The following is a 14,512-nucleotide window of genomic DNA, read 5'->3' as shown; positions in this document are numbered from 1 at the left end:
TCTAAATCATTATTTAACGGCAATTTTTTTACAAATGAAAATCACAAGACTATTATATGTTTTGACGGTCCTACTTACTGTTAACATCAATTATGGGCAAGATTCTACTGAAGAGCAAAAATTATCATTAGACGAAGGACCAATAAGCAAACAGTTTGATTATATCTCTAAACGTTCTGGTAATTATAGAGCAGATGGTGTACGGTATGAAGTTGTCAAAGAATCCAATCTCTATAAAATCAGGAAAAATGTACTGGATTCCATCGCCGTAATGAACAAAAAAACGGCGGAATTAAAATCGACCATATCCGGTCATGAAACCACAATTACTTCCTTGAATAAGAAACTTGAGGAAACGACCACCAATTTAACCGCTGTTACGGAAGAAAAGGATAGTATGTCCTTTTTAGGGATACAGGTATCCAAAGGAACTTACAATGTCATTCTTTGGACTATTATAGCTGGACTATTTTTACTTTTAGGATTATTCATTTATAAATTCAGAAATAGTAATATCTTAACACAAGAAGCCAAGCAGAATCTTTCTGAACTGGAATTGGAATATGAAGATCACCGAAGAAGGGCGCTAGAACGAGAACAGAAAATCAGTAGGCAGTTACAGGACGAAATAAATAAACAGAAAAAACCTAAATAATATTTTAGCTCCTTTTAAAGGAGCTTTTTTATACGTTATGATTACTATAAAACAAGCCGACTTATTGGATTTGGAGGATGTAGTTCCCCTGTTTGATCTATATCGTATGTTTTACGATCAACCATCGAATCAGGAAGCAGCGACCGAATTCTTAAAAGATAGGATTACCAAACAGGAGTCCGTTATTTTTATCGCCTATGAAAAGGCGATTCCTGTAGGGTTTACACAACTGTACCAAACTTTCTCTTCAGTATCCTTGAAGCCGTATCTTATTCTGAACGACTTATTTGTTCTGAAAAATCACCGTCAAAAGAAAGTAGGGTCACAACTTCTCGAAAGCGCTAAAAAGTATTGTCGGGAAAAAGGGCAAAAAGGATTGGCCTTGGAGACCGCAATTGACAACCCTGCGCAAAAACTTTACGAGAAACTGGAGTGGAAAAAGGATTCTCATTGTTTTCATTATTTTTGGACAGCCTAAAATTAAATCCTTCAAAGAAATATGCGAATCGATATCATAACGGTGTTACCTGAGTTGTTAAGAAGTCCGTTTGACGCCTCTATTCTAAAAAGAGCCATTGACAAGAATCTTGTTGAAGTTCATTTTCATAATATTAGGGATTATACCGATAAAAGTTATAACCAGGTGGACGATTATCAATTTGGTGGGGGTGCAGGTATGGTGCTCATGATAGAACCTATTGATAAGTGCATCACTGCCCTAACCGAACAAAGAGACTACGACGAGATAATCTATATGACTCCCGACGGAGAGCGGTTAAATCAAAAAATTTCGAATGGCTTATCACTGTCAAAAAATATTATCATTTTATGCGGTCATTATAAAGGTGTTGACCAGAGAGTCAGGGATAGATTCATAACTAAAGAAATTTCCATTGGCGATTACGTTCTTTCAGGTGGCGAGCTGGGTGCCGCCGTACTTTGTGATACAATCATACGATTACTCCCGGGCGTGCTTAACGATGAGACCTCGGCATTAACAGATAGTTTTCAAGATGGTCTTTTGGCACCACCAGTATACACAAGACCATCAGAATATAAGGGCATGAAGGTGCCAGAGGTATTGTTGAGTGGCAATTTTGGAAAAATAGAACAATGGCGAGAAGAACAGGCCCACTTAAGAACGGAAGCACTGAGGCCGGACCTATTAGAATAGACAACCATTAAAAATCTTATAAAAATACTTGTAGGTTCTAATTTTAGAACTATTTTTGCACACTGTTAAATCAACCTCTGACGAAAATCGTGAAAGTTGTTTTGATTCAATTCCAATTTAAAAGACAATGGAATCACTAATAAAATACGTACAGGACGAATTCGTAACAAAAAAAGAATTCCCAAAATTTTCCGCAGGAGATACACTAACGGTTTATTATGAAATTAAAGAAGGTGAGAAAACACGTACGCAGTTCTTTAAAGGAGTCGTAATACAACGAAGAGGATCTGGTACAACGGAAACGTTTACAATAAGAAAAATGTCCGGTACAGTAGGTGTTGAACGTATATTTCCGGTCAACTTACCAGCACTACAGAAAATAGAGGTCAATAAGAAAGGTAAAGTTCGTAGATCACGTATTTACTACTTTAGAGGCTTAACCGGTAAGAAAGCTAGAATTAAAGAAGTAAGGTCTTAAACTTAGCGAAACGATAAACAAAAACACCAATCTAAAGTTGGTGTTTTTTTATGAACATTTGTGAACAACTATGGTTCATAAGGTGTTGATTATTAATTTTTTACGAAATACTATTCCTTATTATTTTTTTCGTATCTTTAAGTATGAACAAAGGGAAACATCGCTAAGGATGTAACTGATGTTCATTATAGAGTTTACGTTCTTTATATTATTGTTCAACTGTTAAGCATTGTATCTTCCATAGGAAGAATATATGCCTACGGTGATTAATAGCTCAAAAGCTGTCGCCTTTGAGGCCTATTATGGATGTGAAAAAATATAGTGAAAACTAAATTTTAAATTGCATTAAGACAATAAGAAGAAATCGGAGCTGTTGCTTGGTGTACTACTGAAGAACAGAAACATTTCACAACGTTGAATTAGTGATGCAGAGGCAATCAATGGTTGCCGTTTCAATTTAAATGTTGGGACAAAAGTCTGTAAGCTATTTCTAAAAAGCCATATCAATGTACTTGTACAATGATATGGCTTTTGTCATTTGAAGAATCTAACAAAATCACCAAATATTCAGCATCACCCAATTATAGATAGGCTAGATAATATTGTATCTTTGCTCCGCTTGAAATAAAACTAACACGCATGTCCAAAATTTTTTACACCAAAACCGACGAAGCGCCTGCTTTGGCAACAGCTTCTTTTCTTCCTATCGTTGAAGCTTTTACTAAAACTTCCGGAATAACGATAGAAACTAAGGATATTTCCTTAGCAGGAAGAATTTGCGCCATATTCCCTGATCGTCTAACAGCTGAACAACGTGTAACCAATGATCTAGAAGAACTTGGTGCAATGGCAAAGCTTCCCGAGGCGAATATTATAAAACTACCGAACATCAGTGCCTCCATACCACAACTTAAAGAGGCCATCACAGAATTACAACAAAAGGGTTATAACGTGCCCAACTACCCGGATGATCCGCAGAACGAATCCGAAAAAGAAATAAAATCCAAATACGACAAAATTAAGGGTAGTGCCGTTAACCCTGTACTGCGTGAGGGAAATTCTGATCGCCGTGCACCAAGGGCCGTAAAAAATTACGCAAAACAGAATCCACATACTATGGGCGCATGGAGCTCCGACTCCAAGACACATGTGGCCACGATGTCGCAGGGTGATTTTAAATCCAACGAAAAATCCCTAACACTAAGCAAGGCCGCCAACGTTAAAATTGTATTACACAAATCTAATGGCGAATCAACGCTTTTGAAAGATAAAGTTGAGCTACAGGAAAAGGAAATCATAGATGCCACGGTGATGAGTAAAAAGGCGTTGTTGGCATTCTTAAAAGAACAGGTCAAGGATGCCAAAGAAAAAGGAGTGCTCTTCTCGGTACACATGAAAGCAACGATGATGAAAGTTTCCGACCCCATTATTTTTGGTCATGTACTGGAAACGTTTTTGGCTCCGCTTTTTGAAAAACATGCTGCGACTTTCAATGCACTTGGGGTTAACCCTAATGACGGACTTGAAAATCTTTATACCAAATTGGAAGGATTACCTGCCAACGAACGTAAAGAAATAGAAAAAGATATAGCGGATATTTTGAGTGAAGGTCCGGCACTAGCTATGGTCAATTCTGACAAAGGCATAACCAACTTACATGTTCCGAGTGATGTTATTATTGATGCTTCTATGCCCGCTATGATACGGAACTCCGGAAAAATGTGGAATGCCGAGGGTAAATCCCAAGATACAAAAGCGGTTATTCCAGATAGTAGTTATGCCGGTATCTACGACGCCACTATAGAATTTTGCAAGGCAAACGGCGCCTTTGACCCCACTACCATGGGAACCGTTCCCAATGTTGGTCTAATGGCACAAAAAGCTGAAGAATACGGTTCGCATGATAAAACATTCGAAATAAAGGATAGTGGTACAGTAAGTGTCGAGGATTTGGCAACGGGAGAAGTATTACTGCAACATACTGTAGAAACCGGAGATATATGGCGCATGTGCCAAGTTAAGGATGCGCCGATTCAAGATTGGGTGAAACTTGCGGTAGGCAGAGCTAAGGCCACGAACGATCCTGCGATTTTTTGGTTGGATGAAGCGCGGGCACACGATGCGGAGTTGATTAAAAAAGTGAATTCGTACCTAAAGGATCATGACACTACAGGTCTGGACCTAAAAATTATGTCTCCCATCAAGGCTACGACCTATACCTTAAAAAGGATAAAAGAAGGTAAGGACACCATTTCAGTATCCGGTAATGTTCTTAGGGACTATCTAACCGATTTATTCCCGATTTTAGAAGTTGGCACCAGTGCCAAAATGTTATCCATAGTGCCATTGATGAACGGCGGGGGATTATTTGAAACCGGTGCAGGTGGCTCGGCTCCAAAACATGTAGAGCAATTTATCGAAGAAGGCCATTTACGTTGGGATTCTTTGGGGGAGTTCCTAGCGCTAGGTGTTTCGTTGGATTTTTATGGTGATAAGAATAACAATACAAAAGCCAAGATTCTGGGCGACGCTCTGGATACGGCCACAGAAAAATTTCTCCTGAACGATAAATCACCCTCTAGAAAAGTAAAAGAGCTAGACACCAGAGGTAGTCATTTTTATTTAGCCATGTACTGGGCAGAAGCACTTGCTGAACAGCACAAGGATGTGGAACTAAAGACCATTTTCGAAAAAATTGATAAAGCCATTAAGGAAAAGGAACAACAGATATTGACCGAGTTGATAGATGCTCAAGGAAGTGGCCAAAATATTGGTGGTTATTATATTCCAGACGAAGCATTGGTCTCAAAGGCCATGCGCCCTAGTGCTGCGTTCAACGAGATTTTAGATATGATATAAGTTAAAACATATTAAACTCAAAAAAAGGTCCGCTTCTTTAGCGGACCTTTTTTTATTGAAAAACTGTTAAGGTTTTCAAACGTCTCACATTTCTGTTTATTTTTAAAAAAACTTTGAATGAATAACCTTAAAAGTCTTCTCCTCGGACTATCTTTTTTTTCCCTAATTACAATAACGGCCCAACAAAAGTATACCCTCAGTGGCACAATTACTGAGGAGAACAGTAACGAAACCCTAATAGGCGTAACCATTGCCTTTCCAGAGTTGCGTACAGGCGTTACCACTAATGAATATGGCTTTTACTCCATAACACTTCCAGAAGGTGAGTATCAAGTTTTGGTAAGCTATTTAGGTTTTAAGGAAATTGTGCAGAACATTGTTTTAGATAAAGACACCAAAATCGATTTTAAGCTCACTGAAGAGGCTGAACAGCTAGAGGAAGTTGTGGTTACCGAGAATGTGGAAAAAATGGATATTAGAAAACCCCAAATGAGTGTAAACACCTTATCTGTGAGCACTATAAAAAAAATACCTGTAATCCTTGGAGAAGCGGATGTTATAAAATCCATTCTCCTATTGCCAGGCGTAACCAACGCCGGTGAAGGGGCCTCTGGTTTTAATGTACGTGGTGGCGCGGTTGACCAAAATCTTATTCTTTTGGATGAAGCCATCATTTTCAATTCTTCACATCTTTTTGGATTCTTTTCTGTTTTTAACCCTGATGCCATTAAAGATATTAAACTGTATAAAGGTGGGATTCCAGCCAGATATGGAGGTAGGGTTTCCTCGGTTTTGGATATTTTTCAGAAAGAAGGTAATAGCAAAGAACTCAAAGTAAACGGTGGTATTGGTGCGGTAGCCAGTAGACTTTTGGTCGAGGGTCCTATAAAAAAGGATAAGGCGGCTTTCTTAATCGGTGGAAGAGCGTCCTATGCGCATTTATTTTTACCGCTCTTTGATGTTGATAATACCGCCTATTTCTTTGATTTGAACACTAAATTAAATTATAAGCTGAATGCAAATAATAATATATTTCTCTCCGGTTATTTTGGTCGAGACGTTTTTGGCATAAACGATAGTTTTGTAAATACCTATGGGAATACCGTGGCCAATTTTAGATGGAACCATTTATTCTCCGATAAATTATTCTCCAACCTATCCTTAATATATTCTGATTACTATTACGGCCTTAAATTGGATTTTGTAGGCTTTAACTGGAATTCTGGAATTCGAAATTTTAATGTAAAATACGACCTCAAGCATTATGTGAACGATAAATTACAGATCAACTACGGTCTTAACAATATCTATTACCAATTTAATCCGGGCAAAATTGAGCCTAGTAATTCGGAATCCGGAATTCTTGAGGAACAGCTTACCCAAAAATACGCAAATGAATTTGCAGCCTATATCGATGTGGAGCATCGGGTGACGGAAAATCTTAGCTTAGGTTATGGTTTACGTTTCAGTAATTTTATACGGCTAGGGCAAGATGAACTTAATATTTATGAAAATGACAATCCGGTGTTATTTGACCCATTTCTGCTCATTTATCAAGAGGCGGAGCCAATAGAGGTAATTAATCCCGGTAGAGGCGGTAGCCTTGCCACCTTCAGTAATTTTGAACCAAGGGCCTCTCTAGCATATACCTTCAACTCTAAAAGTTCGGTAAAAGCGAGTTATACTCGTTTGGCTCAGTACCTGCATTTACTTTCTAACACCAGCTCCCCTACTCCTCTGGATGTTTGGACACCCAGTGGCCCTTTTGTAGAACCCCAGCTTTTGGACCAATACGCCCTTGGTTATTTCAGGAATATAAACGATGGGGAGTATTCAATAGAATCGGAAGTTTTTTATAAAGACATACAGAATAGGATAGATTATATTGACGGGGCAAATCTTATAGCAAACGACGCCATAGAGCAAGTTATTCTCAATGGGGAAGCGAGAGCTTACGGTTTGGAATTCCTACTTCGTAAAAATGAAGGTAGATTTCAGGGGTGGCTGGCCTATACCTTGTCAAAATCGGAACAAAGAACACCAGGAAGGCCTGCGGTTGAAGATAATGGTAGGAGTAACTTAGAAAGTGGAATAAACTTGGGGCAATGGTACAACACCCCTTACGACAAAACACATGATGTCTCCCTTTTTGCGAGTTATGAACTCAACAAGAAATGGAGTTTTAACACCAATTTCGTTTATCAAACAGGGCAACCGACCAATTATCCTGTTGGACAATTTGAATTTCAGGGACTGACCATACCTTATTTTGGGCTTAGAAACGAGGAACGTCTGCCCGACTATCACCGTATTGATGTATCGGCCACTTTAACACCTAAGAAAAATGCCAACAGAAAAGTACAGGGAGAATGGATTTTTAGTATTTACAATTTATACAATAGACGTAATGCGGCATCTATTAATTTTAGAAGAAATCAGGACACGGGCGTTAATGAGGCCATAAGAACTTCCATATTCGGAGTAGTGCCTGCAGTAACTTATAATTTTAAATTTTAACAGATGAAAAGACTGGTATATATTCTAATCGCTACGTTTAGTTTTTTGGCCTGTGAAGATGTCATTGAGATAGAGACGCCGTCGGAGCCTCCCAGATTAAGTGTGGATGCTCTGATACGCATACAAGATAGCTCCGCCATAACCAATATTCAGGTTAAAGTAAGACTTACCAGCTCTTTTTTTGAACCCACTCCCGTTGCTAATCTAGAACAGATTACAGTGACCAATTTAGATGCCTCTACCGATATGGCGGGGAATGTTATGGTGCTGATAGAAGAAGAACCTGGAAGTGGTATTTATGAAAAAACTGTTGATAATAGCCTTCTGACCGAAGGTAGACTTCTTTTGAGTATAAATTATGAAGATGATATTTACGTAGCGCGTACGGAATACGTGCCAACAGTACCCATTGCCAGTTTAGCTCAAGGTACAGAAACACTCTTTAGTGGGGATGAAACGGAAATCATTGTCTCTTTTAATGATGATGCGGAACGTGATGACTTTTATATATTCGATTTTGATTTTAATGAATACTTGGTTACCGAAGACGAATTTTACCAGGGACAAACATTTGAATTCTCCTATTTCTACGATAATGAATTGAATGCTGGTGATGAAGTGGCTATTAATATTCTTGGTGCCGATGAAGGGTTTTACAACTACATGAATCAGCTTATTGTGCAATCTGGAGGTGATCAGGGACCTTTCCAAACGCCGTCTGCAACCGTTCGTGGCAACATTATCAATGCCAGTAACATTGATAACGAAGAGGTTTTTGACAATGTGGGACAACCAGAAAATTTTGTACTGGGTTACTTTGCCGTTGTGCAACAATTCTCAAGAACCATTACTATAGAATAACCTTTTGGATGCGATACCATAGCTTATGAGAAACTTGGCTGTATTTCTAGTTTTTGTATTAGTACTGTCCGGTTGCGAAGATGTAGTGGAAATAAGTTTACCCGAAACGAGACCTAGGCTAGTTGTGGAAGCACTAATACCTGTAAACACCTCATTGAATACGATACCAATTGAAGTAAAGGTTAGTCTCACCAATTCATTTTTCGAGACCATACCTGTTGCCAACCTTTCACAAATTACCTTAACCAATTTGGGAAATGGAACAGATCCAGATGACAGTAATAGTTTTGTTATATTGATAGAGCAAGAGGAAGATAGTGGCATATATAGAGGTGAAGTTGGGACCGAATTTTTGACAGACGGAGAATTGATTCTTCAATTGCGTTATCAGGATAGACTCTATTTTTCCAGAACTAGGTATGTTCCCACCGTGCCTATTGATAGCCTCGTACAAGGCACAAATAGTTTTAACGACGACGAATTAGAAATAATCATACATTATACGGATAAAGAGGATAGAAAGGACTTTTACCTTTTTAATTTTGGGGGTAATACTTTTCAAACTACAGAGGACACTTTTTATCAAGGACAATCCTTTTCCTTCTCTCATTTTTACGAAAATACCATTGAACCTGAGCAGGAGATAATTATTAAAATTATGGGCATAGACCAAGCTTATTATAATTTTATGAATGTTGTGTTGGAACAGAGCAGTGGAGAATTCGATATTTTTGAAACACCCGTTAGTACGGCACGTGGTAATATTTTTGATGTTACGGATATTGACAACGATGATTTTTTCGACAACGTAAATCAGCCTGACAGTTTTCCTCTTGGTTATTTTGCTATATTCCAACAATATTCAGAACGCATTATAATAGAATGAGGAGAACCAATAAAGATATATTAGTAAAGGGTGTTAAGCAGTTAGCCTATACGGTAATGCTTATGTTTTTAGCTCCTATAGTCATATGGCAAGCATTTAAGAATGAAGACCATCCTTTTTACTGGCCTGTTTTAGTAGTCGGGATACTTTTAGCGATGGCCGCCATTGGAATGGGTTTTAGGGGAATCAAAACAATTATGAATTCTCTATTTGGAAAGAAGTAATGTAACCTTAACTCTTGGGTTTGGGTTTTTTCTTCCATTTATTGGATAGATCCGCATAATTATAGTCCAAGACAGATTCTTGACGCTCTAACTTTCCAGCTGCAAAAGCGCGTTGCAATATGTCCTCAATAAGGTAATCTTCCTCTATTTTCTCTGGGTGAAATTCCTCCTTTATGCTAATCTTAAAAAGTTTGGCAGTGGTATTGTACCAGAACGCCCTCCATCCACTCCTAAGCTCTTTTACTAAGTCGAATGCAGTCGTACCCGTTTGCCGGTAGATAAGCTTTACGAGGATTTGTCCTTCTGTTCTTGTTAATTTCTTTAGTTCCTCGGAGAATTCTTCCTCAATGTATTTCTGAACCTTCTTCGTATATTTTTTACGTTTTCCTTTTCTTTTGATATACTTCAGACTATCGTTCAATTCTACCAAACGTTCTGCGGCCAGTTTGGCATACGGATATACTTTTTGTGTTTTCCTACGCAGAATATAGTACCGTAGCTTTTCATCATAAGAGCTAAATTTCAGCCTTCCAAAAACGTAAGCCTCTTCCAAGGCTATGGAACTTTGAACGATAGAATCTCCTTCTATGATTATCAATTTCTCAGAAACCGAATCCAAAGGTTGTTCTGCCACCTGACCTATAGCATTACCTATTAGTAGTAAATCTAGAAATAAGAACCAAAAACCTTTTTTCATAATCCGTTTAAAGCAAAAGCCTTGCCAAAATTAATGATAATTCAGAAAGCATAGTATTCAAAAACAAGCGAATATTGCTAAGTTTGTACGTAAATTACCTTGTAAAAAGTTTAGAGGGTATTGGAAAGGAAGATATCGTATAGTTCCTATGTATTCCTTAGAGCATTTTTAATCTCAACTATCAAGTAAACAAATTATATATGGCCAAAAAAAACATTATCACAAAAAAGTCCCTAGAGTTTTTTGAAAAATACCTGAACAATGCTTCCCCTACGGGTTATGAGTGGGAAGGACAAAAATTATGGATGAACTATCTAAAACCCTACGTGGATACTTTTATTACCGATACGTACGGTTCTGCAGTGGGAGTGATAAATCCTGATGCCGAATTTAAAGTTGTCATCGAGGGACATTCCGATGAAATATCGTGGTATGTAAATTATATTACAGATAACGGCTTACTTTATGTTATCCGCAATGGTGGTAGTGATCACCAAATAGCACCTTCCAAATGGGTAAATATCCATACGAAGAACGGAATTGTAAAAGGCGTTTTTGGCTGGCCGGCCATCCATACCCGAAAGAGCGGTAAGGAAGAACCACCGAAATTGGATAATATTTTTATAGATATTGGAGCAAAGGATAAAAAAGAAGTTGAGAAAATGGGCGTTCACGTAGGATGTGTCATTACCTATCCGGATGAGTTCCATATATTGAACAATGATAAATTCGTCTGTAGGGCCATAGATAACCGAGCTGGAGGCTTCATGATTGCAGAGGTAGCGCGTTTATTACATGAAAACAAACAAGAGCTTCCTTTTGGACTCTATATCACCAACTCCGTACAGGAAGAAATTGGTTTGCGCGGTGCGGAAATGATTACACAGACCATTAAGCCTAATATTGCTATCGTAACGGATGTGTGCCATGATACCACTACCCCATTAATCGATAAAAAGGTTCAGGGACATACCGAAATTGGTGCGGGACCTGTAATTTCTTATGCTCCCGCCGTACAGAACAAACTTAGGGAACGTATCATAGACACTGCCGAAAAAAATAAAATCCCTTTTCAACGTATGGCAGCTTCTAGGTCTACAGGAACGGATACGGATGCTTTTGCCTACAGTAATGGAGGTGTTGCGTCGGCTTTGATTTCCCTGCCTTTGAGATATATGCATACCACTGTTGAAACTGTGCACAGAGATGATGTTGAAAATGTAATACGGCTTATTTATGAAACCCTACTCAACATTAAGGAAGGTGAAACTTTTAGCTATTTTGACTAAAGAGCCCTCCTAAATTCTCCCTAAGGAAAGGATGTTACCGATCTATGGACGAACTACTAGACATTTTAGATTCCAAAGGAGATTATACTGGAAAAATTGAATTGAAGTCCCAGGCGCATCGCATGGGACTTTTTCATGCTACCGTACATGTCTGGTGCTATACCAAAGATGGTGCTATCTTAATTCAACAACGTGGAGAAAAAAAGGACACACACCCATTGCTTTGGGATGTTTCCGTCGCAGGCCATATTGGTGCAGGAGAAGAAATCGAAATTTCTGCGGTTAGGGAAGTAGCAGAGGAAATAGGTTTACCGATTAAGAAGGAACAATTAAAGAAAATAGGTGTTTTTAAATCTGTTCAGAAACATCATGAAAATCTAATAGACTGCGAATTTCATCACACCTATATTTGTGAACTTCAGCTGCCACTACATCAGTTAAAAAAACAGGATAGTGAGGTAGCGGCATTAAACTTGGTTTTAATCGATAAATTTCATGAAGAAATTCAAAATAAGGAACGGCTAAAAAAATACGTTCCTCACGAATCTTCTTATTTTAAGCGAGTAATTAAAGCTATTAGACAACAACTATAGACTATCTATAAAACGTTGAGCCTCTTGTAATTTATAGGTTTTCTGTTCTCCGCTTTCCATATTTTTAACTACGAAAGACTGATTCGTCAATTCTTTTTCTCCTAACAATACTACATAGGGAACCCTGCGGTTATTCGCGTATTTAAACTGTTTTTGAATTTTAGCATCCGTAGGATATAAGTCCGCTTTTAAACCTGCCTTTCTCAAAACTGTGGTTAATTTAAGAGCGGCCATACTTTCTCTAGCACCAAAATTGAGACAGAGCACATCTAGCGATTGGTCTATGGCTTCTGGAAAAAGTTTCAATTCCTCCAACACCAAATAGATACGGTCCAAGCCAAAAGATATCCCGACTCCGCTCACGTCTTTTAGCCCAAAAATGCCGGTAAGGTCGTCATAACGACCACCACCACCTATAGAGCCCATGGCGACACCTTCAGGAGCTGCTACTTCGAAAATAGCTCCCGTATAATAATTAAGTCCCCTAGCTAGGGTCACGTCTATGGTTAATTGAGCTGACTGCAGACCTAGCTCAGCAATAGCCTCAAAAATAAAACGTAATTCAGCTACGCCCTTACTCCCTTCCTCAGATTCGCTCAGGAGGTCTGAGAGGCTGTCCAATTGCTCGGCGTTGCTACCTTTTAAAGAGAATAATGGAGCTGCCTTTTGAATAGCGGTTTCAGCAATGCCTTTGGCCAACATCTCTTTCTTAACGCCCTCCTCTCCTATTTTATCCAATTTATCAAGCGCTACCGTAAAATCTATCAGTTGGTGCTTTGCACCTATGATTTCAGCGATACCAGATAAAATTTTACGATTGTTCATTTTAATGGTAACCCCATTTAAACTTAAATCGAAAAATACGGTATCATATAATTGAATGAGCTCTACTTCCTGCAACAAGGAATCGGAACCTACGACATCTGCATCGCACTGATAGAATTCTCTAAATCTTCCCTTTTGGGGCCTATCCGCTCTCCATACCGGTTGAATTTGATAACGCTTGAACGGAAAATCCAGCTCATTTTGATGCATTACCACATAACGTGCAAAAGGTACGGTCAAATCATAACGAAGGGCTTTTTCGGAGATTTGATCAGAAAAGTGTTTAGAACTTATCTCATTGAGATAATTATAGAATATTTTTTCTTTTAAAGTCTTTAATTCTGAAGTATTAAATTCTATGAAGTTATCATGATTTCCATTTGCTCCTATCCCGCCATAAATAAATCCGTATAGGTCTACAGAATTAAAGACATCGAGAAAGGCTTCATCAATCTTACCTAAATTTTGAGACTGAAATATATCATTAATTAAACTTTTATGATTTACATAATTGTATGGTCCACTATCAAAATCAAATTCTTTCAAGGATTTTTGAAACTCCAGCAGGTTAGCTTCAATTATTTTTTCTATAATTTTAAAATATTTTTCTAAAAAATCACCCGAATTCAATATCTTAAAAATTAGTCTATCCCCTTCTTCTCCGTACTTCCCCAATAAAGTGTCCGAGTTTTCAAAAGAAGGAGTTTCAATGGGTTGGTATCCAAAAGTTTGGAAATGCTTTTTGACAATGTCAAAGATATAGTTGCGCTTGCTAACTTCGGACGGGGTAAAATCCCTTGTGCCTTTGGGTATGGTTGGTTTCTGTGGCATGAAATAAAATTCTCTTGCAAATATAGTCCTACGCTAGGAAACTTCCATCATTGATTCAAACCATTGATATAAATCGCCCTTGGTAATTATGGCCCCTTGACGTATTAATTGAAATTTGTCTAAGTTCTTATCGTCTGTATATGCCTTGGCCGCGGTCATATAGTCCACAAAATCGGATTGCCAATTTTTCTTGAACCATTCAAATCCCAATTTGGTAGTCAAATCAATTTCGGGATTCATCACCTTAACAGCAATGAGTTTCATCTCTTTCTCAGCTAAATGGAAGAGATGCATTTGTTGCTCTGAAATATTCTCTAAATATTTCACCTTGGTCAAAACACCTTCCCATATTAAATCACTGAACACATCAAGCTCTTCTTCTGCAACTTCTGGGGTGTCTTTTTTAATTTTAGCCCACTCTTCTCCTGTAATGGACTGGGTAGCCAAAAAGTTGATGAATTCTTGGTTCAACTCCTCTAATTGTTCTTTAGTAAGTCTTGTATACTTCATAGTTGTAAACTATCTCGGGGCAAGTCCACGAGGTATTGAAAGGAAAATCACATTTAATTTCGATTATCGCCTAAACAAATAAGCCCTTCAGAAAACTGAAAGGCTTATCATTT

14 protein-coding genes are annotated in these 14,512 nt (G+C 38.2%); 11 read left to right on the top strand and 3 right to left on the bottom strand.

Going from position 1 to position 14,512, the window contains the following annotated elements; translation table 11 throughout:
- Positions 1–34: 34 nt before the first annotated feature.
- From EJ994_RS03685 to EJ994_RS03645, 9 genes are all read left to right on the top strand, one after another.
- Entirely contained in the window at positions 35–655 is a 621-nt protein-coding gene (locus EJ994_RS03685) for a tRNA (guanine-N1)-methyltransferase (RefSeq protein WP_126591251.1), read from the top strand.
- 37 nt (positions 656–692) lie between these two features.
- Positions 693–1,133 carry a GNAT family N-acetyltransferase gene (locus EJ994_RS03680; RefSeq protein WP_126591250.1) on the top strand — a complete coding sequence of 147 codons (441 nt, stop codon included), beginning with the start codon at positions 693–695 and terminating at the stop codon, positions 1,131–1,133.
- Between the two features lie 21 nt (positions 1,134–1,154).
- Complete coding sequence (gene trmD / locus EJ994_RS03675) at positions 1,155–1,829, top strand: tRNA (guanosine(37)-N1)-methyltransferase TrmD (RefSeq protein WP_126591249.1); 675 nt, start codon at positions 1,155–1,157, stop codon at positions 1,827–1,829.
- Positions 1,830–1,956: 127 nt separating this feature from the next.
- Positions 1,957–2,307 (top strand): 50S ribosomal protein L19, encoded by a 351-nt coding sequence (rplS, locus tag EJ994_RS03670; protein ID WP_099574932.1) that lies wholly within the window; start codon positions 1,957–1,959, stop codon positions 2,305–2,307.
- 639 nt (positions 2,308–2,946) lie between these two features.
- Positions 2,947–5,166 (top strand): NADP-dependent isocitrate dehydrogenase, encoded by a 2,220-nt coding sequence (locus EJ994_RS03665; protein WP_126591248.1) that lies wholly within the window; start codon positions 2,947–2,949, stop codon positions 5,164–5,166.
- 117 nt (positions 5,167–5,283) lie between these two features.
- Positions 5,284–7,683, top strand: coding sequence for a TonB-dependent receptor (locus EJ994_RS03660; RefSeq protein ID WP_126591247.1), 2,400 nt, complete (start codon positions 5,284–5,286; stop codon positions 7,681–7,683).
- A 3-nt stretch (positions 7,684–7,686) separates the two neighbouring features.
- Positions 7,687–8,544: a DUF4249 family protein gene (locus tag EJ994_RS03655; RefSeq protein ID WP_126591246.1), complete on the top strand. Its 858-nt coding sequence runs from the start codon at positions 7,687–7,689 to the stop codon at positions 8,542–8,544.
- A 25-nt stretch (positions 8,545–8,569) separates the two neighbouring features.
- A complete protein-coding gene (locus EJ994_RS03650) occupies positions 8,570–9,430 on the top strand; it encodes a DUF4249 family protein (RefSeq protein ID WP_126591245.1) in 861 nt (286 codons plus the stop codon).
- Positions 9,427–9,654, top strand: a complete 228-nt coding sequence (locus EJ994_RS03645; RefSeq protein ID WP_126591244.1) for a DUF6095 family protein — start codon at positions 9,427–9,429, stop codon at positions 9,652–9,654. Before EJ994_RS03650 ends, EJ994_RS03645 begins: the two co-directional genes overlap by 4 nt.
- A 7-nt stretch (positions 9,655–9,661) precedes the next feature.
- Here EJ994_RS03645 and EJ994_RS03640 read toward each other — a convergent pair whose 3' ends face one another.
- Positions 9,662–10,351, bottom strand: coding sequence for a DUF4294 domain-containing protein (locus EJ994_RS03640; RefSeq protein ID WP_126591243.1), 690 nt, complete (start codon positions 10,349–10,351; stop codon positions 9,662–9,664).
- A gap of 200 nt (positions 10,352–10,551) precedes the next feature.
- On the opposite strand from EJ994_RS03640, the gene EJ994_RS03635 reads away from it, so the two are divergent.
- Together EJ994_RS03635 and EJ994_RS03630 are read left to right on the top strand one after the other, a co-directional pair.
- The gene (locus tag EJ994_RS03635) at positions 10,552–11,640 is read left to right on the top strand and encodes a M42 family metallopeptidase (RefSeq protein ID WP_126591242.1); all 1,089 of its coding nucleotides are present in this window, start codon (positions 10,552–10,554) and stop codon (positions 11,638–11,640) included.
- A 44-nt stretch (positions 11,641–11,684) separates the two neighbouring features.
- Positions 11,685–12,233, top strand: coding sequence for an NUDIX hydrolase (locus EJ994_RS03630; RefSeq protein WP_126591241.1), 549 nt, complete (start codon positions 11,685–11,687; stop codon positions 12,231–12,233).
- Here the strand turns inward: EJ994_RS03630 and hisS are convergent.
- Both hisS and EJ994_RS03620 read right to left on the bottom strand, forming a co-directional pair.
- Positions 12,228–13,889 carry a histidine--tRNA ligase gene (gene hisS, locus EJ994_RS03625; RefSeq protein WP_126591240.1) on the bottom strand — a complete coding sequence of 554 codons (1,662 nt, stop codon included), beginning with the start codon at positions 13,887–13,889 and terminating at the stop codon, positions 12,228–12,230. The genes EJ994_RS03630 and hisS overlap by 6 nt on opposite strands.
- 33 nt (positions 13,890–13,922) lie before the next feature.
- Positions 13,923–14,399 (bottom strand): DUF6495 family protein, encoded by a 477-nt coding sequence (locus tag EJ994_RS03620; protein ID WP_126591239.1) that lies wholly within the window; start codon positions 14,397–14,399, stop codon positions 13,923–13,925.
- Between the last annotated feature and the right edge of the window lie 113 nt (positions 14,400–14,512).

The organism is Maribacter sp. MJ134, from assembly GCF_003970695.1.
Lineage (GTDB): Bacteria > Bacteroidota > Bacteroidia > Flavobacteriales > Flavobacteriaceae > Maribacter.
This window is presented reverse-complemented; position numbering and strand designations above follow the sequence as displayed.

Coding starts and splice junctions, on each gene's coding strand:
- EJ994_RS03620 (WP_126591239.1), bottom strand. CDS start 14,399: ATGAAGTATACAAGACTTACTAAAGAACAATTAGAGGAGTTGAACCAA.
- EJ994_RS03630 (WP_126591241.1), top strand. CDS start 11,685: ATGGACGAACTACTAGACATTTTAGATTCCAAAGGAGATTATACTGGA.
- EJ994_RS03685 (WP_126591251.1), top strand. CDS start 35: ATGAAAATCACAAGACTATTATATGTTTTGACGGTCCTACTTACTGTT.
- hisS (WP_126591240.1), bottom strand. CDS start 13,889: ATGCCACAGAAACCAACCATACCCAAAGGCACAAGGGATTTTACCCCG.
- EJ994_RS03645 (WP_126591244.1), top strand. CDS start 9,427: ATGAGGAGAACCAATAAAGATATATTAGTAAAGGGTGTTAAGCAGTTA.
- EJ994_RS03655 (WP_126591246.1), top strand. CDS start 7,687: ATGAAAAGACTGGTATATATTCTAATCGCTACGTTTAGTTTTTTGGCC.
- EJ994_RS03640 (WP_126591243.1), bottom strand. CDS start 10,351: ATGAAAAAAGGTTTTTGGTTCTTATTTCTAGATTTACTACTAATAGGT.
- EJ994_RS03650 (WP_126591245.1), top strand. CDS start 8,570: ATGAGAAACTTGGCTGTATTTCTAGTTTTTGTATTAGTACTGTCCGGT.
- EJ994_RS03635 (WP_126591242.1), top strand. CDS start 10,552: ATGGCCAAAAAAAACATTATCACAAAAAAGTCCCTAGAGTTTTTTGAA.
- trmD (WP_126591249.1), top strand. CDS start 1,155: ATGCGAATCGATATCATAACGGTGTTACCTGAGTTGTTAAGAAGTCCG.
- EJ994_RS03680 (WP_126591250.1), top strand. CDS start 693: ATGATTACTATAAAACAAGCCGACTTATTGGATTTGGAGGATGTAGTT.
- rplS (WP_099574932.1), top strand. CDS start 1,957: ATGGAATCACTAATAAAATACGTACAGGACGAATTCGTAACAAAAAAA.
- EJ994_RS03660 (WP_126591247.1), top strand. CDS start 5,284: ATGAATAACCTTAAAAGTCTTCTCCTCGGACTATCTTTTTTTTCCCTA.
- EJ994_RS03665 (WP_126591248.1), top strand. CDS start 2,947: ATGTCCAAAATTTTTTACACCAAAACCGACGAAGCGCCTGCTTTGGCA.